The sequence below is a fragment of the Pseudomonas sp. FR229a genome, from assembly GCF_030209115.1.
Taxonomy (GTDB): Bacteria; Pseudomonadota; Gammaproteobacteria; order Pseudomonadales; family Pseudomonadaceae; genus Aquipseudomonas; species Aquipseudomonas moraviensis_A.
Genome location: NZ_JARVSP010000006.1, coordinates 142,009 through 162,451, shown reverse-complemented (window position 1 = coordinate 162,451; position 20,443 = coordinate 142,009). Strand labels below are relative to the sequence as shown.

General features: G+C 58.5%; 16 protein-coding genes and 4 tRNA genes. 16 read left to right on the top strand and 4 right to left on the bottom strand.

Annotated elements, in window-relative coordinates:
- The 3 genes from QRN33_RS05205 to QRN33_RS05195 all read left to right on the top strand — a co-directional run bounded on the left by QRN33_RS05205 (position 1) and on the right by QRN33_RS05195 (position 1,242).
- Positions 1-726 (top strand): C39 family peptidase, encoded by a 726-nt coding sequence (locus tag QRN33_RS05205; RefSeq protein ID WP_281923914.1) that lies wholly within the window; start codon positions 1-3, stop codon positions 724-726.
- A gap of 90 nt (positions 727-816) precedes the next feature.
- Positions 817-1,023: a DUF6021 family protein gene (locus QRN33_RS05200; RefSeq protein WP_042609163.1), complete on the top strand. Its 207-nt coding sequence runs from the start codon at positions 817-819 to the stop codon at positions 1,021-1,023.
- 12 nt (positions 1,024-1,035) lie between these two features.
- Positions 1,036-1,242, top strand: a complete 207-nt coding sequence (locus QRN33_RS05195) for a hypothetical protein (RefSeq protein ID WP_042609164.1) — start codon at positions 1,036-1,038, stop codon at positions 1,240-1,242.
- Positions 1,243-1,299: 57 nt separating this feature from the next.
- Here QRN33_RS05195 and pbpG read toward each other — a convergent pair whose 3' ends face one another.
- On the bottom strand, positions 1,300-2,238 hold the full coding sequence (gene pbpG, locus QRN33_RS05190; RefSeq protein WP_042609165.1) for a D-alanyl-D-alanine endopeptidase: 939 nt from the start codon (positions 2,236-2,238) through the stop codon (positions 1,300-1,302).
- Positions 2,239-2,468: 230 nt separating this feature from the next.
- Positions 2,469-3,323, bottom strand: a complete 855-nt coding sequence (folD, locus tag QRN33_RS05185) for a bifunctional methylenetetrahydrofolate dehydrogenase/methenyltetrahydrofolate cyclohydrolase FolD (RefSeq protein WP_016775338.1) — start codon at positions 3,321-3,323, stop codon at positions 2,469-2,471.
- A 275-nt stretch (positions 3,324-3,598) separates the two neighbouring features.
- Here folD and QRN33_RS05180 point away from each other — a divergent pair.
- The 11 genes from QRN33_RS05180 to QRN33_RS05130 all read left to right on the top strand — a co-directional run bounded on the left by QRN33_RS05180 (position 3,599) and on the right by QRN33_RS05130 (position 14,242).
- Positions 3,599-3,675: transfer RNA gene (locus tag QRN33_RS05180), tRNA-Arg, on the top strand.
- Between the two features lie 32 nt (positions 3,676-3,707).
- Positions 3,708-3,783: transfer RNA gene (locus QRN33_RS05175), tRNA-His, on the top strand.
- Between the two features lie 57 nt (positions 3,784-3,840).
- Positions 3,841-3,925 (top strand) — tRNA-Leu (locus QRN33_RS05170).
- Positions 3,926-4,002: 77 nt separating this feature from the next.
- Positions 4,003-4,078 (top strand) — tRNA-His (locus tag QRN33_RS05165).
- Positions 4,079-4,476: 398 nt separating this feature from the next.
- Complete coding sequence (gene tig, locus QRN33_RS05160) at positions 4,477-5,787, top strand: trigger factor (protein ID WP_042609166.1); 1,311 nt, start codon at positions 4,477-4,479, stop codon at positions 5,785-5,787.
- A 92-nt stretch (positions 5,788-5,879) separates the two neighbouring features.
- On the top strand, positions 5,880-6,515 hold the full coding sequence (gene clpP, locus QRN33_RS05155) for an ATP-dependent Clp endopeptidase proteolytic subunit ClpP (protein ID WP_016775336.1): 636 nt from the start codon (positions 5,880-5,882) through the stop codon (positions 6,513-6,515).
- 112 nt (positions 6,516-6,627) lie between these two features.
- On the top strand, positions 6,628-7,911 hold the full coding sequence (gene clpX / locus QRN33_RS05150; protein ID WP_007951558.1) for an ATP-dependent Clp protease ATP-binding subunit ClpX: 1,284 nt from the start codon (positions 6,628-6,630) through the stop codon (positions 7,909-7,911).
- A gap of 163 nt (positions 7,912-8,074) precedes the next feature.
- On the top strand, positions 8,075-10,471 hold the full coding sequence (gene lon, locus QRN33_RS05145) for an endopeptidase La (protein WP_016775334.1): 2,397 nt from the start codon (positions 8,075-8,077) through the stop codon (positions 10,469-10,471).
- A gap of 149 nt (positions 10,472-10,620) precedes the next feature.
- Complete coding sequence (locus tag QRN33_RS05140; protein ID WP_003183171.1) at positions 10,621-10,893, top strand: HU family DNA-binding protein; 273 nt, start codon at positions 10,621-10,623, stop codon at positions 10,891-10,893.
- 227 nt (positions 10,894-11,120) lie between these two features.
- Positions 11,121-12,992: a SurA N-terminal domain-containing protein gene (locus QRN33_RS05135; RefSeq protein ID WP_123419209.1), complete on the top strand. Its 1,872-nt coding sequence runs from the start codon at positions 11,121-11,123 to the stop codon at positions 12,990-12,992.
- Between the two features lie 383 nt (positions 12,993-13,375).
- On the top strand, positions 13,376-14,242 hold the full coding sequence (locus tag QRN33_RS05130; RefSeq protein WP_252873067.1) for a DUF2242 domain-containing protein: 867 nt from the start codon (positions 13,376-13,378) through the stop codon (positions 14,240-14,242).
- A gap of 383 nt (positions 14,243-14,625) precedes the next feature.
- Here the strand turns inward: QRN33_RS05130 and QRN33_RS05125 are convergent, their stop codons facing one another.
- Both QRN33_RS05125 and QRN33_RS05120 read right to left on the bottom strand, forming a co-directional pair.
- A complete protein-coding gene (locus tag QRN33_RS05125; RefSeq protein ID WP_042609169.1) occupies positions 14,626-15,666 on the bottom strand; it encodes an AraC family transcriptional regulator in 1,041 nt (346 codons plus the stop codon).
- 3 nt (positions 15,667-15,669) lie between these two features.
- A complete protein-coding gene (locus tag QRN33_RS05120) occupies positions 15,670-16,800 on the bottom strand; it encodes a nitrilase-related carbon-nitrogen hydrolase (protein WP_042609170.1) in 1,131 nt (376 codons plus the stop codon).
- Between the two features lie 207 nt (positions 16,801-17,007).
- On the opposite strand from QRN33_RS05120, the gene QRN33_RS05115 reads away from it, so the two are divergent.
- Complete coding sequence (locus QRN33_RS05115) at positions 17,008-19,047, top strand: NADPH-dependent 2,4-dienoyl-CoA reductase (protein WP_285407452.1); 2,040 nt, start codon at positions 17,008-17,010, stop codon at positions 19,045-19,047.
- Positions 19,048-19,172: 125 nt separating this feature from the next.
- Positions 19,173-20,099: a 1-aminocyclopropane-1-carboxylate deaminase/D-cysteine desulfhydrase gene (locus QRN33_RS05110; protein WP_285407451.1), complete on the top strand. Its 927-nt coding sequence runs from the start codon at positions 19,173-19,175 to the stop codon at positions 20,097-20,099.
- Positions 20,100-20,443 lie beyond the last annotated feature (344 nt).

The window sequence follows — 20,443 nt, the reverse complement described above, 5'->3', positions numbered from 1 at the left end:
ATGATCGCTGGCGTTGCGGGAACACGATGTCCGGCGTCTGTGAAGAGAGTGAAGATGGTGCAGGTATTTTCTCGAATGCGTGGGGCGTTGCTTATCGGCGCCTGCGTGGCGGCGCTGAGCGGATGCGCAGGCAATGTGGTGCCGGAAGTCAAGCGCTTGCCCGAGCGGGTTGAGCTCAGCGGCACTTTTTATCGCGGCGAAGCCAATCAGAGCGGGCCACAGGTGCTGGCCAGTCTGCTGTCGCAACAAGGCATCGTGATCACTCCGGGACTTCTGGAAAAACCGCTGAGCTTGCCGGGCGCTGAAGACAAGCTGCAGCAAAACATGCAGAACCTCGCCCGCGAATATGGCCTGGTGGTCTATCCGCTAGACAGCAAGCTGCCAGCCTTGTTGACTCAGGTTGCGGCAGGTTATCCGGTGATGGTGCGCTTCAGCGAGGGTTCGGCCTTTTGGGCTGAACCGCGTTACGCGATCCTCTCCGGCTACGACCGCAATAAGCAGAAGGTGCTGTTGCGCGCTGGCATGAATCGTCGGCAATTGATGGATTTTGACAGCTTCGAGTCGGCGTTCGACAAATCCGGTGGCTGGGCGATTCTGATCCAGAAGCCGTCGCAGATCCCCGCCGCTGTAGACCGTGCCCGTTGGTTGAAAGCCGCCGATGAGCTGGCGCAGGCTGGTGAAGAAAATGCCGCGGCGCAAGCGAGAAAAGCTCTGGCGGCGCAGTAAGGCTCCGTTCGTCATCTGCCGGGCACGACTGCGCCCGGCAGGCCTCTGAAGATCAGTACCCGTGCTTCGCGGGTGAATCAAGGAGGCAACATGGCAGATTCCTCAACCCCGAAAGGCCCGCATTCGTCCGATCACTCCTCGGGTGATGATCTGGGATTCGATCCGGATTCGCCGGACCTTGACGATCCGCAAGTCGATCCGGTCGGTCCGGCCAAGGCGCCGCTGGATGTCGAGCCTGGTGAAGATCCGAAGAAACCGGCCAAGCCCTACGATCCGATGGCCGATCTGAAACCTTGATGCGAGGTGCGTATGAGTACCGATTCAAGCTTCGACGATCACAAACCTGACAGCGTCCCGACCACGCCAGAGCCAGACGTTGATCCGGTGCTGGATCCGGGCAGTCCGATGCGCGATCCACTGGCGCGGCCCAATGTGCTGACGCCCGACGTTTCGCCAGAGCCGAGCTCGGGCGATGGCATCCCCGATGACGACAAGATGCCGCTGCCCAACGACTGAAAAAGCAGCAACGAAAAAAAGCCCCGAAGACTCGGGGCTTTTTCATGTTCGCGGGATCTACTTTGCCGCTTCGACCACGCCACTCTGACGACTCTTGAGGTTTTTGTCGGCCTTGTATTGCTGGGCTACCGCAGGAACATTCGCGCTGCGCCCGGTTTCCACCCAACTGCGGATACGGCTGGCATCGGCAAAATGCGTGTACTTGCCAAATGCATCGAGAATTACCAGGGCGACCGGGCGATTGCCCATCTTCGTCACCAGCACCAGGCAATGGCCGGCCGGATTGGTGAAGCCGGTCTTGGTGATCTTGATGTCCCAATCGGCCTTGTTGACCAGATGATCGGTATTGCGAAAGCCCAGGGTGTAGTTGGGCTTGCGGAACGCCACGGTTTTTTCCTTGGTGGTGGTCAACTGCACGAGTAACGGCTGCTTGTGCGCAGCCACCAGCAATTTGCTCAGGTCGCGGGCGGTGGAGACGTTGCGTTCCGACAGGCCGGTCGGCTCGACGAAGTGTGTGCTGGTCATGCCCAGCGCCTTGGCCTTGGCGTTCATCGCCGCAATAAAAGCTGCATAGCCGCCCGGGTAGTGATGCGCAAGGCTGGCGGCAGCACGGTTTTCCGAAGACATCAACGCGATCAGCAGCATCTCGCGGCGCGGCAGCTCACTTTTGAGTTTGACCCGGGAGAACACACCCTTCATTTCCGGCGTGTTCCTGATATCGACATCGATCCATTCGTCCATGTTCTGTCGAGCTTCTACCACCACCAGGCCGGTCATCAGCTTGCTGACAGAGGCGATCGGCACGATCACGTCAGGGTTGCTGGAATAAATGACTTTATTGGTCTGCATATCCATGAGCAGGGCGCTGCCGGACGCGATCTTCAGGGTCGAAGCGTCGCGCGGGACAGCGGTGGTTTCCGCAGCGTTGATTGTTGGCGTGATGAATGTGCCTGTGACAGCAAAAAACAGGCTCAGAATCGAGAGACGAATTTTCACGCGGGCGAACTCATAAGGGTTGGATATTCCGTTAGTTTGTAACGGGTTATTTCTTAAAACCGGCGCATTTTAGGAGTATGGCTGAAGAACTGTCGATGGTTGTTTGAGAGACCTGAAAATCTCGTGAAAAGGCCTGTAAAAAGAGCGGTTTCCGGCGAACGGTTGAAGTTTTTTCTCAGGCATGAAAAACCCCGCACAAGGCGGGGTTCCGGTACGGTGGAAAAAACCGCTCAGACGTGCAGGGTTTCTGCCGCGTACAGGGTGTTTTCCAGCAGGCAGGCGCGGGTCATCGGGCCGACGCCGCCCGGTACCGGGGTGATCCAGCCGGCGCGGGGCAGGGCAGTTTCGTAGACGACGTCACCGACCAGCTTGCCGTCGTCCTGACGGTTGATGCCGACGTCGATCACGATCGCGCCTTCCTTGATCCACTCGCCCTTGACCAGGCCCGGCTTGCCGGCGGCAACGACCACCAGATCGGCTCGGCCGACGTGACCGGCCAGATCCTTGGTGAAGCGATGGGTCACGGTGACGGTGCAGCCGGCCAGCAGCAGTTCCATGGCCATCGGGCGACCGACAATATTGGAGGCGCCGACGACCACGGCGTCCATTCCGTAAAGGTCAGCACCGGTGCTTTCGAGCAGGGTCATGATGCCTTTCGGGGTGCACGGGCGCAGCAGCGGAATGCGCTGAGCCAGACGACCGACGTTGTATGGGTGGAAACCGTCGACGTCTTTGTCCGGGCGGATGCGCTCCAGCAATTTGGACGCATCGAGGTGCTCGGGCAGAGGCAGTTGCAAGAGAACGCCGTCGATGGCCGGGTCGTCATTGAGACGATCGATCAGGTCGGTCAGGGCGTCCTGAGTGGTGTCGGAGGGCAGGTCGTAGGCTTGAGAGAGGAAGCCAACCTCTTCACAGTCTTTACGCTTGTGCGAGACATAAACCTGAGAGGCAGGATCGCTGCCGACCAGGATCACCGCGAGGCCGGGGGTGCGCAGGCCTTGCTGGCGACGCTCGGCAACTCGTTGGGCGATCTGCTGGCGCAGGCTGGCGGCGATCGATTTGCCGTCGATTAGTTGTGCAGTCATTGCGCGTGATTAACCATCGAGAGGGGAAAAAATGAGAACGCATTCTCGCATGTCGAGCGGTGAGGGCAAAGGCGCTTGGTCAGCAAATTCCGCTAACTCCTTTAATTAAATGAATTTTTTTCAAAAAGGATTTGACGACCTTTGGAGCCCTCTATACTATTCGTCGCACTTGTCGGGCACAGCCTAGCACTGGTTAAGAAGGTGAAGCGGAATCAAGGTTCTGCGACACTGGAAAGCACTTAGTTTGTAGTCCTTTAAGAGTACAGATTAACAAGGCGCCCGTAGCTCAGCTGGATAGAGCATCCGCCTTCTAAGCGGATGGTCGCAGGTTCGAGTCCTGCCGGGTGCGCCATTAGGCAGCTTTGGCACAAGTAACGCGATATGGTGGGCGTAGCTCAGTTGGTAGAGCACGGGATTGTGACTCCCGTTGTCGTGGGTTCGATCCCCATCGTCCACCCCATATTTCGAAAGGCGCCAGATTTAACGGTCTGGCGCCTTTGCTTTAAAAGCTTCATCCGCGGATGTGGTGGAATTGGTAGACACACTGGATTTAGGTTCCAGCGCCGCGAGGCGTAAGAGTTCGAGTCTCTTCATCCGCACCAAATAAAGCTTCATTTGTGCTTCGGGCCTGATGAGGTTTCGACAAAGAAGTTGTTTGGCTTTTTTGTTACGCAATATGGTGGGCGTAGCTCAGTTGGTAGAGCACGGGATTGTGACTCCCGTTGTCGTGGGTTCGATCCCCATCGTCCACCCCATATTTCGAAAGGCGCCAGATTTAACAGTCTGGCGCCTTTTTTGTTTTAGTGGTTCTGAAATCCGGTTATGGCCGGATTCAGGTCGCAGGGCAGGGCACTTCATCGAATTTACAGGTTCCGATGGGGCTGAGCTGCTCGCTGTTCCGGTCATTGCCGGTATAGCTGTCAGGGCCAATTGATTGTCCTTCTATATAGAAGGGTTGATGCAGAGCCCTGAAGTGATCGCTTGTATTCGCCTGTGGAGTGCGCGGCATTCGTGCGGCGCTCCCTATAAATTGCCTGCTGTTTTTTTACCCGTTTCCAGTAGGGTGACTTCTTGAGTTTGACCCACTAGAATGCATGCCCTTGATTCTGGGGTCGGAAACGGCCGGCTAACGTCTGTGCAACGAGGAATATCCATGCAAGTTTCTGTTGAAAATACTACTGCTCTCGAGCGCCGCATGAGCGTCACCGTGCCGGCAGAGCGCATCGAGACTCAGGTCAACAAGCGTCTGCAGCAGACTGCCCAAAAGGCCAAAATTGCTGGCTTCCGTCCAGGCAAAGTGCCAATGAGCGAAATCAAGCGCCGTTTCGGTGCTGACGCGCGCCAGGAAGCGGTAGGCGACGTGATCCAGTCTTCGTTCTACGAAGCTGTGGTCGAGCAGAAGCTGAACCCAGCCGGTTCGCCTTCGATCGAGCCAAAATCCCTCGAAGCGGGCAAGGACCTGGAATACGTGGCCGTATTCGAAGTGTTCCCTGAGTTCACCGTTGCCGGTTTCGAAGGCATCACCGTTGAGCGCCTGAGCGCTGAAGTGGCTGACGCTGACCTGGACAAGATGCTGGACATCCTGCGCAAGCAGAACACCCGTTTTGAAGTGGCCGATCGTGCCGCCCAGAACGAAGATCAGTTGAACATCGATTTCGTTGGCAAGGTCGACGGCGAAGTGTTCGCTGGCGGTTCCGCCAAGGGCACTCAGCTGGTACTGGGTTCCGGCCGCATGATCCCGGGCTTCGAAGAAGGCCTGGTCGGCGCTAAAGCTGGTGAAGAGCGCGTTCTGAACCTGACCTTCCCTGAGGACTATCAGAACCTCGACCTCGCTGGCAAAGCGGCCGAGTTCACCGTGACCGTCAACACTGTGTCCGAGCCTAAGCTGCCTGAGCTGAACGAAGAGTTCTTCGCTCAATTCGGCATCAAGGAAAGCGGCATCGACGGTTTCCGCACCGAAGTTCGCAAGAACATGGAGCGTGAACTGCGTCAGGCGATCAAGTCCAAGGTCAAGAATCAGGTCATGGACGGTCTGCTGGCCACCAACCCGATCGAAGTGCCAAAGGCCCTGCTGTCCAACGAAGTTGACCGTCTGCGCGTGCAGGCTGTTCAGCAGTTCGGTGGCAACATCAAGCCAGACCAACTGCCGGCCGAGCTGTTCGAAGAGCAAGCCAAGCGTCGCGTCGTGCTGGGCCTGATCGTCGCTGAAGTGGTCAAGCAGTTCGATCTGAAGCCTGACGAAGCTCGCGTTCGCGAAATGATTCAGGAAATGGCTTCCGCTTACCAGGAGCCAGAGCAGGTCGTGTCGTGGTACTACAAAAACGAGCAGCAACTGAACGAAGTGCGTTCGGTTGTGCTGGAAGAACAAGTTGTGGATACTGTTCTGCAGAAAGCTAGTGTGACCGACAAATCGGTCTCCTACGAAGAAGCAGTCAAGCCGGTAGAAGCTCCAGCAGCCGACTGATTGATTTTGCGTTAGAAGTGCACACCATAAGCCAGCTCTCGAGCTGGCTTATGCGTATTCAAGACATAACTATTTGGGAGCGACTGCAGAGCATGTTCCGTAATTCTTATATTCAGCAGAACTCTGATATCCAGGCCGCCGGCGGCCTGGTCCCGATGGTTGTCGAGCAGTCCGCTCGTGGCGAACGCGCCTACGACATCTACTCGCGCCTGCTCAAGGAGCGAGTGATCTTTCTGGTGGGCCCGGTAGAGGACTACATGGCCAACCTGATCTGTGCGCAACTGCTGTTCCTTGAAGCGGAAAACCCGGACAAGGACATCCATCTGTACATCAACTCGCCGGGCGGTTCGGTGACTGCAGGCATGTCGATCTACGACACCATGCAGTTCATCAAGCCGAACGTATCGACCACCTGCATCGGTCAGGCCTGCAGCATGGGCGCATTCCTGCTCACCGCAGGTGCTCCGGGCAAGCGTTTCTGCCTGCCGAACTCGCGCGTGATGATTCACCAGCCACTGGGTGGTTTCCAGGGCCAGGCGTCGGACATCGAAATCCACGCCAAGGAAATCCTCTTCATCCGCGAGCGTCTGAACATGCTGATGGCCAAGCACAGCGGCCGTACTCTGGAAGAAATCGAGCGCGACACCAATCGCGACAACTTCATGAGTGCCGAAGCTGCGAAGGAATACGGCCTGATCGATGAAGTGATCAACCAGCGTCCAGCTTAATATAAGCAGCGCAAAACAGGCCTGATCGGCATGTCCGATCAGCGGCGGGCTTGAAAAAGCCCGCAATAGCCTTCATCTTGTGTTGCAAGCCTATCGGATTTGGATCGAACGAATGACTGACACCCGCAACGGCGAGGACAACGGCAAGCTGCTCTATTGCTCCTTCTGTGGCAAAAGCCAGCATGAAGTGCGCAAATTGATTGCCGGCCCCTCGGTCTTTATCTGCGACGAGTGCGTCGACCTGTGCAATGACATCATCCGCGAGGAGGTGCAGGAAGCACAGGCCGAAAGCAGCGCGCATAAATTGCCTTCGCCTAAAGAAATCAGCGGCATCCTTGACCAGTACGTCATTGGTCAGGAGCGTGCGAAAAAGGTTTTGGCCGTAGCGGTGTACAACCACTACAAGCGCCTGAACCAGCGTGACAAAAAGGCTGACGACGTCGAACTCGGCAAGAGCAACATCCTGCTGATCGGCCCGACAGGCTCTGGTAAAACCCTGCTGGCCGAAACGCTGGCGCGCTTGCTGAACGTTCCGTTCACCATCGCCGACGCAACCACCCTCACCGAGGCCGGTTACGTGGGTGAAGATGTCGAGAACATCATTCAGAAGCTGCTGCAGAAGTGCGATTACGACGTAGAGAAAGCCCAGATGGGTATTGTCTACATCGACGAAATCGACAAGATTTCCCGCAAGTCCGACAACCCGTCGATCACCCGTGATGTTTCCGGTGAAGGCGTGCAGCAAGCCTTGCTCAAGTTGATCGAAGGCACGGTCGCCTCGGTACCGCCGCAAGGTGGCCGCAAGCATCCGCAGCAGGAGTTCCTGCAGGTCGACACCCGTAACATCCTGTTCATCTGCGGTGGTGCGTTCTCAGGCCTGGAAAAGGTCATTCAGAACCGTTCCACCAAAGGCGGCATCGGCTTCAACGCCGAAGTGCGCAGCAAGGAAGAAGGCAAGAAAGTCGGTGAATCCCTGCGTGAAGTCGAGCCTGACGATCTGGTCAAGTTCGGTCTGATCCCGGAGTTCGTCGGTCGTCTGCCGGTCCTGGCGACACTGGACGAGCTCGACGAGGCTGCGCTGATGCAGATCCTCACCGAGCCGAAAAATGCTCTGACCAAACAGTATGCCAAGCTGTTCGAGATGGAAGGCGTGGACCTGGAATTCCGTTCCGACGCGCTGAAATCGGTCGCCAAGCGTGCCCTGGAACGTAAAACCGGTGCTCGTGGCCTGCGTTCGATTCTCGAAGGTGTGCTGCTCGACACGATGTATGAGATCCCCTCGCAGTCCGAGGTGAGCAAAGTCGTGATCGATGAAAGCGTGATCGAAGGCAAGTCCAAGCCACTGTATATCTACGAAAACAGTGAGCCGGCGGCCAAGGCAGCGCCGGACGCGTAAGCGTCCACCGCGCCGCAACAAAGAAGGGGCCTTCGGGCCTCTTTTTTTTTAAGTCGTTTTTTACCTCCGCTTTACGCTTGTTTTTTTTCGAGGCAGCCCCCATCTTGGTTTCAAGCTCAATTCCATCTGATTACGGCCATATGGCCGCCGTAGAGGCGAAATCATGAAGACAACCATCGAATTGCCTCTCCTGCCATTGCGTGATGTCGTGGTTTATCCGCACATGGTTATCCCGCTGTTCGTGGGGCGCGAGAAATCCATCGAAGCCCTCGAGGCTGCGATGACGGGTGACAAGCAGATTCTGCTGCTGGCCCAGCGAAACCCGGCTGACGATGATCCCGGTGAAGACGCTCTCTATCGCGTAGGTACGATTGCTACCGTGCTGCAGCTGCTGAAGCTGCCTGATGGCACGGTCAAGGTTCTGGTCGAAGGCGAGCAGCGTGGTACCGTCGAACGCTTCAGCGAAGTCGATGGCCACTGCCGCGCCGAAGTCTCTTTGATCGAAGAAGTCGATGCCGCCGAGCGCGAGTCGGAAGTCTTCGTGCGCACGTTGCTGTCGCAGTTCGAACAATATGTGCAGCTGGGCAAGAAGGTCCCGGCTGAAGTCCTGTCATCCCTCAACAGCATCGATGAGCCGGGTCGCCTGGTCGACACCATGGCCGCGCACATGGCGCTGAAAATCGAGCAGAAGCAGGAAATCCTCGAGATCATCGATCTGTCGGCCCGTGTCGAGCACGTGCTGGCGCTGCTGGACGCCGAAATCGACCTGCTGCAGGTTGAGAAACGCATTCGCGGTCGCGTCAAAAAGCAAATGGAGCGCAGCCAGCGCGAGTACTACCTGAATGAGCAGATGAAGGCCATTCAGAAAGAGCTCGGCGATGGTGACGAAGGCCACAACGAAATCGAAGAACTGAAAAAGCGCATCGATGCTGCCGGCCTGCCGAAAGACGCACTGGCCAAAGCCACCGCCGAGCTGAACAAGCTCAAGCAAATGTCGCCGATGTCGGCTGAAGCCACCGTGGTGCGCTCGTACATCGACTGGCTGGTGCAGGTGCCGTGGAAGGCGCAGAGCAAGGTACGCCTCGATCTGGCCCGTGCTGAAGACATTCTCGACGCCGATCACTACGGTCTTGAAGAGGTCAAGGAACGCATCCTTGAATACCTCGCCGTGCAAAAGCGCGTGAAGAAAATCCGTGGCCCGGTGTTGTGCCTGGTCGGTCCTCCAGGTGTGGGTAAAACCTCGCTGGCGGAGTCGATCGCCCACGCCACCAATCGCAAATTCGTGCGCATGGCCCTGGGCGGTGTTCGCGATGAAGCGGAAATTCGTGGCCATCGCCGGACCTACATCGGTTCGATGCCGGGAAGATTGATTCAAAAAATGACAAAAGTGGGCGTTCGTAACCCGCTGTTCCTGCTCGATGAAATCGACAAGATGGGCAGCGACATGCGTGGCGACCCGGCGTCTGCGTTGCTGGAAGTGCTTGATCCCGAGCAAAACCACAACTTCAACGATCACTATCTGGAAGTCGACTACGACCTGTCCGATGTGATGTTCCTGTGCACCTCGAACTCGATGAACATCCCGCCAGCGTTGCTGGACCGGATGGAAGTCATCCGTCTGCCGGGTTACACCGAAGACGAGAAGATCAACATCGCCGTGAAATACCTGTCGCCAAAACAGATCGCCGCCAATGGTCTGAAGAAGGGCGAGCTGGAGTTCGACGAGGAAGCGATCCGCGACATCATCCGTTATTACACTCGTGAAGCGGGCGTGCGTGGCCTTGAGCGGCAGATTGCCAAGGTCTGCCGCAAGGCGGTCAAAGAGCATGCGCTGGAAAAACGTTTCTCGGTAAAAGTGACAGCTGATCTGCTTGAGCATTTCCTGGGCGTGCGTAAATTCCGCTACGGTCTGGCCGAGCAACAGGATCAGGTGGGACAGGTGACTGGCCTGGCATGGACTCAGGTTGGCGGCGAATTGCTGACGATCGAAGCTGCTGTGATTCCGGGCAAAGGCCAGCTGATCAAGACCGGTTCGCTCGGTGATGTAATGGTCGAATCGATCACTGCCGCGCAGACCGTGGTCCGCAGCCGCGCCAAGAGCCTGGGCATTCCACTGGACTTCCACGAGAAGCGCGACACCCACATTCACATGCCGGAAGGGGCGACGCCGAAAGACGGTCCTAGCGCTGGCGTCGGTATGTGCACGGCGCTGGTCTCGGCATTGACCGGTATTCCGGTGCGCGCCGACGTCGCCATGACCGGTGAGATCACCTTGCGTGGTCAGGTGCTGGCGATTGGCGGCCTGAAAGAAAAACTGCTGGCGGCGCATCGCGGCGGAATCAAGATTGTGATTATTCCGGAAGAAAACGTCCGCGATCTGAAGGAGATTCCTGACAATATCAAGCAGGATCTGCAGATCAAACCGGTTAAATGGATTGACGAGGTCCTGCAAATTGCGCTGCAATACGCGCCGGAGCCCTTGCCGGATGTGGCTCCAGAGATAGTTGCCAAGGACGAAAAACGCGAGTCTGATGCCAAGGAAAGAATTAGCACGCATTAATACGTTTTAGCCTGGGGGGCTTTCCTTGACAGCTTTTTAGAGCCCTTGTTATAAAGCGGCTCTTAAGTGTCTGTAGGCCATTCAGCACTCGTTTTTGCTTTCACCAAAAAACTTAGAAACATCTCAAAATAGATATAAGGGGACTTAGAGTGAACAAGTCGGAACTGATTGATGCTATCGCTGCATCCGCTGATATCCCGAAAGCTGCTGCTGGCCGTGCGCTGGACGCTGTAATCGAATCCGTCACTGGCGCTCTGAAGGCTGGCGACTCCGTTGTTCTGGTTGGTTTCGGTACTTTCTCCGTGACTGACCGTCCGGCTCGTACCGGTCGCAACCCGCAAACCGGCAAGACTCTGGAAATCCCGGCTGCCAAGAAGCCAGGTTTCAAAGCCGGTAAAGCACTGAAAGAAGCTGTTAACTGAGTTTTCAGGTTTTTACCCATCCGGGTCGGGGTCAAGCCTGACTTGGCAGCGGAGCGGTAGAGCAGGTGGCTGGAACAGGCACCTGTAACGCCGGGATCGAGGGTTCGAGCCCTGTCCGCTCCGCCAGTTACGAGAAGGCGCATCCTCGGATGCGCCTTTCTTCTATCCGGATTCTACCCACGCTCCACGGTTGCCTAAATTGAAGTTCAACCGTTTCTGGGGGACGCATGCTGCAGAATATCAGGGACAATTCACAAGGCTGGATTGCCAAGACCATTATCGGGGTCATCGTTGCACTGATGGCCCTGACCGGTTTCGACGCCATTTTCCAGGCCACGACTCACAAGAACGAGGCGGCCAAGGTCAACGGTGACGAAATCAGCCAGAACGAGCTGAGCCAGGCCGTTGACATGCAACGCCGTCAGCTGATGCAACAGCTGGGCAAGGACTTCGATGCTTCCTTGCTCGACGAAAAAATGCTGCGCGAATCGGCTCTCAAAGGCCTGATCGACCGCAAGCTGCTGCTGCAAGGCGCCGAACAGGCGAAGTTCTCTTTCTCCGAAGCCGCGCTGGATCAGGTGATCCTGCAGACGCCTGAATTCCAGGTCGATGGCAAGTTCAGCTCCGAGCGTTTCGACCAGGTAATCCGCCAACTGGGTTACAGCCGCATGCAGTTCCGCCAGATGCTGGCTCAGGAAATGCTGATCGGCCAGTTGCGCGCAGGCGTTGCCGGCAGCGGTTTCGTCACCGACGCCGAAGTACTGGCATTCGCCCGTCTGGAAAAACAGACCCGCGATTTCGCTACTCTGAACGTCAAGGCCGACCCGGCTGCGGTCAAGCTGACCGACGACGAGGTCAAGGCATACTACGACGAGCACGCCAAGGAATTCATGACGCCGGATCAGGTGATCATCGATTACGTCGAGCTGAAGAAGTCGTCGTTCTTCGATCAGGTCGCGGTCAAGGATGAAGACCTTGAGGCGGCGTATCAGAAAGAAATCGCCAACCTGTCGGAACAGCGTCGTGCCGCTCACATCCTCATTGAAGTGAACGACAAGACTACCGAAGCGCAGGCCAAAGCGAAGATCGAGGAAGTCCAGGCGCGTCTGGCCAAGGGCGAGAAGTTCGAAGCGCTGGCCAAGGAGTTCTCGCAGGATCCGGGTTCTGCCAACAATGGTGGTGACCTCGGTTATGCCGGTCCTGGCGTTTATGACCCGGCTTTCGAAAAAGCCCTGTACTCCTTGTCGAAAGACCAGGTGTCGGAGCCGATCCGTACTGATTTCGGTTTCCACCTGATCAAGCTGCTGGGCGTGGAAGCGCCTGAAGTGCCGACCCTCGCTAGCTTGAAAGACAAGCTGACCCGCGAGCTGAAAGCCGCTCAGGTCGAGCAGCGTTTCGTTGAGGCGACCAAGCAGCTGGAAGACTCGGCGTTCGAAGCCTCTGACCTGGCCCAGCCAGCAGCGGACCTGAAACTGACCGTACACACCTCCAAGCCGTTTGGCCGTGAAGGTGGCGAAGGTGTTGCGGCCAACCGTGCCGTGGTAACTGCCGCGTTCAGCCCGGAAGTGATTGATGAAGGTGCCAACAGCACCGCCATCGAACTGGACCCGGAAACGGTGATCGTGCTGCGTGCGAAGGAACATCTGAAGCCTGCGCAACTGCCCCTGGAAAGCGTGAGCGCGGCGATCCGCACTCAGTTGACCAAGGAGCACGCCAGTGCCGAGGCCAAGACCCGTGCCGAGAAGCTGATTGCTGATCTGCGTGACGGCAAGGCGCCGCTGGACAAGGCGGTTGACGGTCAGAACTGGAAAACCACTGAAGCGGCCACCCGTGGTCAGGAAGGGGTTGATCCGGCTGTGCTGCAGGCGTTGTTCCGGATGCCGAAGCCGACTGCCAAGGACAAGCCGACGTTCACCAGCGTTACGTTGCCGGACGGTAGTCTGATGATCGTGCGTCTGAATGGCGTCAATGAAGCGGCTGCGCCGACGGATGAGGAGAAGGCGCAATATCGTCGCTTCCTCGCTTCCCGCGAGGGGCAGCAGGACTTTGCGGCTTATCGCAAGCAGTTGGAAGCTGAGGCGAAGATCGAGCGGTTCTGATCTTTTGACTGAGGTGGATTGAGGAAGCCCCGGCCTGGTTGGTCGGGGCTTTTTCGTTTTTGGGCCTGGCGGGTTTTGGGCCGGTCGTGCGCTCGGGGGGTTGGTTCTGTGGGAGCGAGCCTGCTCGCGAAGGCGGCTTGGCGGCCGACCTGTTTCTTCAGATGTACACTGTCCCCGGCATGCGCGGCAGTTGTGGATATTGTGGCCGCCGAGTCACCGGGCCACGGCGGATTGCGCGCGCTGGCAGATCATTTGTCGGCGCGGCTTTTTCCTTGCGGCCATGACCGGTAGAGTTGTAACCGATTCTTGACACTATTCCATGCGCCATGGGGCGGCGATCTGTTGCACAATACGCCCCGGACTGTTTTCCCTCAGGATGTTCAATGTTGATTTCCACTCCCATGCGTGTTGTCGGGCTGGCGCTTTTGTTGACTGCGGTGGCCGGTTGTTCGAAGGACAAGCCGATCTATGAGCATGAGAACTTCGATGACTCCGGCACCTTTTCGCGCAATTACCCGGTGACCGATACCGCCAGTTGCGAAGCGGCGCGGCGTGCGTTGCTCAGTCAGGGCTACATCATTACCAGCAGTGATCCGAAGCTGGTCAGCGGTCACAAGAGTTTCCAGCAGACCGGCGAGACGCACCTGGAGATCAGCTTCAACGTGGTCTGTGCCGAAGACGGCAGCGCCGGGCATCACGCTACGGTGTTCGCCAACGCCCTGCAGGACCGTTACGCGCTGAAGAAGACCAACAACTCGGCCAGCCTCGGTGTTGGCGTGTTGGGCTCGGTATCGATGCCGATCGGTTCTTCAGACGACTCGATGGTCAAGGTCGCCAGCGAGACGGTCACTGCGCAGAAGTTCTACGAGCGTTTCTTCACCCTGGTGGAGCAATTCCTCCCCGCCGACGCGAAGAAGGCTGCGCACATCGAAGAAAAACCGAAAACCGATCTCGGCGTGCCAGAGCCCAAGGTGACGCCTGCACCCGCTGCTGCGCCATTGGTGCCAGCACCTGCAGCGGAACCGGCGCCTGCGCCTGCGCCAGCTGCGGAACCGGCTCCGGCCCCGGTTGAAACCGCGCCAGTGAGCTCCGAGCCAGTGGTGCCGCCAGCTGAGTCGACGCCGATCACGCCTGCACCGGCGCCCGCGCAAGAGCCTGCGCCGGCCAGCGAAACCATCACGCCACCGACCAACCCGGATATTCCACCGCCGTCCGAGCCGATCCCGGCGATGCCTGCGTCGGGCCAATAACCCCGCGTTTCAAACTGTAGGAGTGAGCCTGCTCGCGATGACGGTTTATCAGTCACTTCATCAATGACTGATACACCGCTATCGCGAGCAGGCTCACTCCTACATTGTTTTGGGTTGGCTTAAGATCTCGTTACATAGCTGCCACACCATCGCCGCGATAAATCTCCAACCACCTGCTACGTTTTATTCATGAAGGTCGCGTTTCACTTTTCCTTCACACGGGCACTTTATGCTCGGGGCACAGGTCGATTGATCAGCCATTTTCACAGCGAGCGGTTTGGGGGATTTATACGATGGATGAGTATCAGGAAGAACTGCTCGAATACCAGGCCTTTGAGCTGGATCAACCAGAGCCGGCTGACGATGCAACGGAGCTCTGAGCTTCAGGCTCCCGAGCGATAATTGCGTCGGGATTCGCCGGGCGTCTGGCCGCTCCAGCGTTTGAATGCGCGCTGGAAAGCTTCGGCTGAGGCGAAGCCCAGTAGGTAGGCGATTTCGCCGAACGCCAGTTCGGTGTCGCGGATATAGGTCATCGCCAGGTCGCGGCGTGTGTCGTTGAGGATTGCGCGGAACTGCGTGCCTTCTTCGGCAAGCTTGCGGCGCAGGGTCCAGGTGGGCAGTTTCAGGCGTGCGGCGACTTCTTCAAGATCCGGTTCGCGGCCGCCATTGAGCAGCGGTCCGAGCAATTGGGTGATGCGCTCGCGCAGGCTGCGGGTGCGGGTCAATTGCTCCAGTTCCCGCTCACACAGTTGCAGTAGATGTCGCCAGGTGCTCGGACAATGCTCGGGGTTGCGCAGGGCGAGGCTGCTCAAGCTCAGGCGCAATTGATTGCGTTCGGCGCTGAACTGGATCGGGCAGTCGCCGAGCACGGTGTACGCGTCGCGGTAGTCCGGCGCTTCGAACTCGATTTCGATCCTTTCGGCGCGCAACGATTGGCCGCAAAGCCCCGACAATTGGTGCAGCCAGCCGGCGAGGATCGAATCGACCACGAAGCGGTTATAGGCGTTGTACGGGCTGATCGAGTAGAAACGCAGCCAGGCGCCATTGGCGTCTTCATGGAAACTGGATTGGCCGCGGTAATTGGAACCGTAAAGCGGTTCAAAGCGGGTCAGGCAGCGGGCCGCTTCGCGTACGGTGGGCGCCTGCGCGGCGGTGATGCCGGCCAGACCTGCCTGATTCAAGCGAATCATCCGGCCCATGCGCAGGCCCAGGGCCGGGTCGCCCGTCAGCTGGATGGCGGCATGGCCAAGGCGCATGTAGCGCGGGATTGATAAACGCGCTCCTGCCTCGGCCAGTCGCGCAGCATCGAGGCCGTATTGCTCCAATAACGGCAGCGGGTCGGCGTCGTGGCTGCGCACGGCATCAGCCAGGCTGTGCACGAAGCCTACCGACAGATCCCCGAGACGCATCGGCTGCGGCTTCATGATTTACAGCCAGACGTTCAGCAAACGCGCGCCACGGGTTTCGCTATCGGCGAACTGCTGGCCGTTGCTGCTGAGAAAGCTCCTGCCGGTGCTCGGCTTGTCCCAGAACTGCCCGCGCATGAACACACTGACGCCGGCAATCGCGCGGCTGCTCGGCGGTTGTGCGGTGAGGGTCAGTCGATGCCAGGCCTGGCCTTCACTGAGGTCGCCGGGCTTGAGGCTGACCGACCCTGGCGTGCTCGAACCTTTGTAGCCCCGCCACGGTTTGTCCCAGGCACCCTGGCCAATGACCTGCGCTGGTACGGCCACCAGTTGCGCGCCTTGTTCATCGAGGGTGCGGTAGTTGGCGGGATACCAGCTGTCACTGCCGATCAGGATGCCCAAGCGTCCGGCCGGTGTGTCGACGACCTGGATGGCGTGTTTGTCCTCGGCCTTGATCACGCCTTGCTGATCGAAGATCGGGTGCATCTGCCGTTGCGGCTGGCCCAGCGGCACGCCGTCGCGGCCGAAGACCACGCTGCTGTTGAACAGGGCGCCGCTACCGGGCTTGAGCTGACCGTCGCGAATGCTTGGCTCCGGCAGCACGATGGAGCCGGCCACCAGTGTGACCTGAAACTCCTTGGCCAGGCCCCCGAACAGCGCCTGATAATCCTTGGCCATGGCCTTCGATTTCATCCGCAGGTGCGCGTCGTCCAGACGTTGCTCGCCCTTTGCACTCAGCCAGGCGCGGGCGAACAGCAACGGATTGCTCGCCGCCAGCCAGTTCATCGCCTCAGCCAGGGTCGGTGCCTGGTACAGCTCGTCTTTCTCGCCGCTGATCATCAGCCAGGTGCCGACATGCTCGGGCAAGACCACCACGGTTTTCTCATTGAGCAAGCCTTGATCGCGGGCTTGCTGAAGATAAGCCGCGAGCTTGCGGTGCAGGCGTGCGGAGCTTTGATAATCGGTGGGAAACAGTTCGGGCTGAATGCCCAGGAGGTTGCCACGATCGGCGGGTGTGCCCTGATCGACAGCAAGCTTGATGCGCAGATCCGACAGGTAATGCCCCGCCGGCCGGTCCGCCGCCCACATGGCGTAGGTGGTCAAAGCGGCAACGAGGGCCATGGAGAAAAACAGATACAGAAGTTTGCGCATGAAAACCAACAACAGCCGGGTACAGAGTGTGGCGCCTAGGTTAGGGCCCATGGCCCGGATTGCCAAGGGGCGCTGCGCATTTGGATCAATAACTTGTCAGTTACGGTCATTGAGTGACAGCGGTGCGCCTCTTAGTCTGTCGAACATGACTGACGGGGGACGCAGAGCTCCCGCAACTTTCCGTGATCGCTCGTTGTGGAGTTACCGATGACCGCCGCTCATTACCCGCATCTGCTGGCCCCGCTGGACCTGGGATTCACCACGCTGCGCAACCGCACCTTGATGGGCTCGATGCACACTGGCCTGGAAGAAAAACCGGGTGGCTTCGAACGCATGGCGGCGTACTTCGCCGAACGTGCCCGGGGCGGCGTCGGCCTGATGGTCACGGGCGGCATCGGCCCGAATGATGAAGGCGGCGTGTACTCTGGCGCGGCGAAACTGACCAGCGAAGAAGAGGCGCTCAAGCACCGCATCGTCACCCGCGCCGTGCATGAGGCCGGCGGCAAGATCTGCATGCAGATTCTCCACGCCGGCCGTTATGCCTACAGCCCGAAGCAGGTAGCGCCGAGCGCAATCCAGGCGCCGATCAACCCGTTCAAGCCCAAGGAGCTGGACGAGGCGGGCATCGAGAAGCAGATCAGCGATTTCGTCACCTGTTCGGTGCTGGCGCAGTCCGCCGAATACGACGGCGTCGAGATAATGGGGTCGGAAGGTTATTTCATTAACCAGTTCCTCGCCGCCCACACCAACCACCGCACCGACCGCTGGGGTGGCAGCTACGAAAACCGCATGCGCCTGCCGGTGGAAATCGTCCGCCGTGTGCGCGAAGCGGTGGGACCGAACTTCATCATTATTTTCCGTCTGTCGATGCTCGATCTGGTCGAGGGCGGCAGCACCTGGGACGAGATCGTCACCTTGGCCAAGGCCATCGAGCAGGCCGGTGCGACCATCATCAACACTGGCATCGGCTGGCACGAAGCGCGGATTCCGACCATCGCCACCAAAGTCCCGCGCGCGGCATTCAGCAAAGTCACGGCCAAGTTGCGCGGCTCTGTGAGCATTCCGCTGATTACCACCAACCGCATCAATACCCCGGAAATCGCCGAGCAGATTCTTGCTGAAGGCGATGCCGATATGGTCTCGATGGCGCGGCCGTTCCTCGCCGACCCGGAGTTCGTCAACAAGGCTGCCGAAGGCCGCGCCGACGAAATCAACACCTGCATCGGCTGCAACCAGGCGTGCCTGGACCACACCTTTGGCGGCAAGCTCACCAGTTGCCTGGTCAACCCGCGCGCCTGCCACGAGACCGAACTCAATTACCTGCCGGTGCAGCAGATCAAGAAAATCGCCGTGGTCGGTGCCGGCCCTGCCGGGTTGTCCGCCGCCACCGTGGCCGCCGAGCGCGGTCATCAGGTAACGCTGTTCGATTCGGCCAGTGAGATCGGTGGCCAGTTCAACATCGCCAAGCGCGTGCCGGGCAAGGAAGAGTTTTTCGAGACCCTGCGCTATTTCAAGCGCAAGTTGCAGACCACGAATGTCGAGGTGTGCCTGAACACCCGCGTCGACGTGACGAAACTGGTTGAAGGTGGCTACGACGAAATCATTCTCGCCACCGGTATTGCCCCGCGCGTGCCAGCGATTCCGGGTGTCGAGAACGCCAAGGTACTGAGTTATCTGGACGTAATCCTCGAGCGCAAGCCGGTCGGCAAGCGGGTCGCGGTGATCGGTGCGGGCGGGATCGGTTTTGACGTGTCGGAATTCCTCGTCCATCAAGGCGTGGCCACCAGTCTTGATCGCGCGGCATTCTGGAAAGAGTGGGGCATCGACACGCAACTGCAAGCCCGTGGTGGGGTGGCGGGGATCAAAGCGGCACCCCATGCGCCGGCCCGTGAGGTGTTCCTGTTGCAGCGCAAGAAAACCAAGGTCGGCGACGGTCTGGGCAAAACCACTGGCTGGATTCATCGCACCGGTCTGAAGAACAAACAGGTACAGATGCTCAACAGCGTTGAGTACCTGAGCATCGATGACCAGGGCTTGCATATCCGCATCGGCGAAACCGGCGAGCCGCAATTGCTGGCGGTGGACAACATCGTGATCTGCGCCGGGCAGGATCCGTTGCGTGAGTTGCACGATGGCCTGGTCGAAGCCGGACAGAATGTGCACTTGATCGGTGGCGCGGATGTGGCGGCGGAGCTGGATGCCAAGCGGGCGATCAATCAGGGTTCGCGCCTGGCCGCTGAGCTGTAAACACATTTTGTAGGAGCTGCCGCAGGCTGCGATCTGTTGATCTTGTGTTCGAAAGCAAGATCAAGAGATCGCAGCCTGCGGCAGCTCCTACTAATATGTCGTCTTTTCCAGATTGTGCTGTGCCCATGCTTCTGCCTCCCGCCAATTGGCTACCCCAAGCTCCCCTCGAACCCCTCCATCTGAACTGGCTGGCAAGCGCCGGCATCGAAGTCGCGATCCTGCGCCTCGATCAGATCGACCCGCTGATCAGTGGCAACAAGTGGTTCAAACTCGCCGAACACCTCAAAGCCGCCGAGCGCGCCGGTGCCGACGGCATCATCAGCCTCGGCGGTGCGCATTCCAATCACTTGCACGCGCTGGCGGCGGCGGGCAGGCGGCTGGGATTCAAAACTGTAGGGCTGCTGCGTGGGCACCCGCAGGACACGCCGACGGTGGAGGATCTGCAAGCGTTCGGCATGCAGTTGCACTGGCTGGGTTACGCCGGCTACCGCGCCCGGCACGAGCCGGGATTCTGGACGCCTTGGCAGACTCGGTATCCAACGTTGCAGGCGGTGCCCGAGGGCGGTGGCGGACTGGCCGGTGCGTTGGGGTGCGCGGCGATCAGGCAGCAGGTCGATGAACAATTGCCCAGGCTGGGATGGAATGATTTCGACGCCTGGTGGCTGGCCTGTGGCACGGGCACGACACTGGCCGGGCTGGCAATCGCCGAGAAAGGCAAGCGCTCAGTGTATGGCGCGCTGGCGGTGCCGGATGATCACGGCGTGGCGCCGAATATCGAATCGATTCTTGCGCACGCCAACGGGCCTGCGGCGGACTATCGGCTGATCGATGCCAGCCGTGGCGGCTTCGCCAAGGTTGATGAGGCGTTGCTGAACTTCATCGAACAGATCGAGCAGGCGACCGGCATTCCCTTGGAACCGCTGTACACCGGCAAGGCCGTGCTGGCGCTCAAGCGGCATGTCGAGTCGGGCGGATTCGCCGCCGGTACTCGTCTGATTTTCGTCCACACCGGTGGCCTGCAAGGGCGGCGCGGGATTGCCGCGACGCCGTGAAGCTCGCCGCGCTTGGGCATTCTTTGCAGCAAGTGTTATTGCGCACCACCTCATCGAACACCGTCCTTACGCTACTCAGTTAACTGTGAATCCGCCGGAATATTTATGCCTGCAAGGTGAGATGTTTTGCAGTCAGGATAACTGCGTGCTACCCGGTTTTAATTTGCCAGTTAGTTGGAAGTAACCTGTTATATGTTTTTATATCTGGCGTAACTTTATGTTGTTTATATCTTGTGTTTTGTTTTGGTTTGAATAGTTGGTTTTGGTTGATTATTGTCTGGTCGAGTCTTTAGTTGATTGTTAAAGATTTAATGTCTATTTTTTAATTTGAGTATGAATATGAA

Bases quoted from the DNA above. Each gene is read 5' to 3' on its own strand.
- QRN33_RS05135 (WP_123419209.1), top strand. From the start codon at position 11,121: ATGCTGCAGAATATCAGGGACAATTCACAAGGCTGGATTGCCAAGACC.
- QRN33_RS05120 (WP_042609170.1), bottom strand. From the start codon at position 16,800: ATGCGCAAACTTCTGTATCTGTTTTTCTCCATGGCCCTCGTTGCCGCT.
- QRN33_RS05130 (WP_252873067.1), top strand. From the start codon at position 13,376: ATGTTGATTTCCACTCCCATGCGTGTTGTCGGGCTGGCGCTTTTGTTG.
- QRN33_RS05200 (WP_042609163.1), top strand. From the start codon at position 817: ATGGCAGATTCCTCAACCCCGAAAGGCCCGCATTCGTCCGATCACTCC.
- QRN33_RS05195 (WP_042609164.1), top strand. From the start codon at position 1,036: ATGAGTACCGATTCAAGCTTCGACGATCACAAACCTGACAGCGTCCCG.
- tig (WP_042609166.1), top strand. From the start codon at position 4,477: ATGCAAGTTTCTGTTGAAAATACTACTGCTCTCGAGCGCCGCATGAGC.
- lon (WP_016775334.1), top strand. From the start codon at position 8,075: ATGAAGACAACCATCGAATTGCCTCTCCTGCCATTGCGTGATGTCGTG.
- QRN33_RS05205 (WP_281923914.1), top strand. From the start codon at position 1: ATGATCGCTGGCGTTGCGGGAACACGATGTCCGGCGTCTGTGAAGAGA.
- clpP (WP_016775336.1), top strand. From the start codon at position 5,880: ATGTTCCGTAATTCTTATATTCAGCAGAACTCTGATATCCAGGCCGCC.
- QRN33_RS05115 (WP_285407452.1), top strand. From the start codon at position 17,008: ATGACCGCCGCTCATTACCCGCATCTGCTGGCCCCGCTGGACCTGGGA.
- QRN33_RS05125 (WP_042609169.1), bottom strand. From the start codon at position 15,666: ATGAAGCCGCAGCCGATGCGTCTCGGGGATCTGTCGGTAGGCTTCGTG.
- QRN33_RS05110 (WP_285407451.1), top strand. From the start codon at position 19,173: ATGCTTCTGCCTCCCGCCAATTGGCTACCCCAAGCTCCCCTCGAACCC.
- clpX (WP_007951558.1), top strand. From the start codon at position 6,628: ATGACTGACACCCGCAACGGCGAGGACAACGGCAAGCTGCTCTATTGC.
- folD (WP_016775338.1), bottom strand. From the start codon at position 3,323: ATGACTGCACAACTAATCGACGGCAAATCGATCGCCGCCAGCCTGCGC.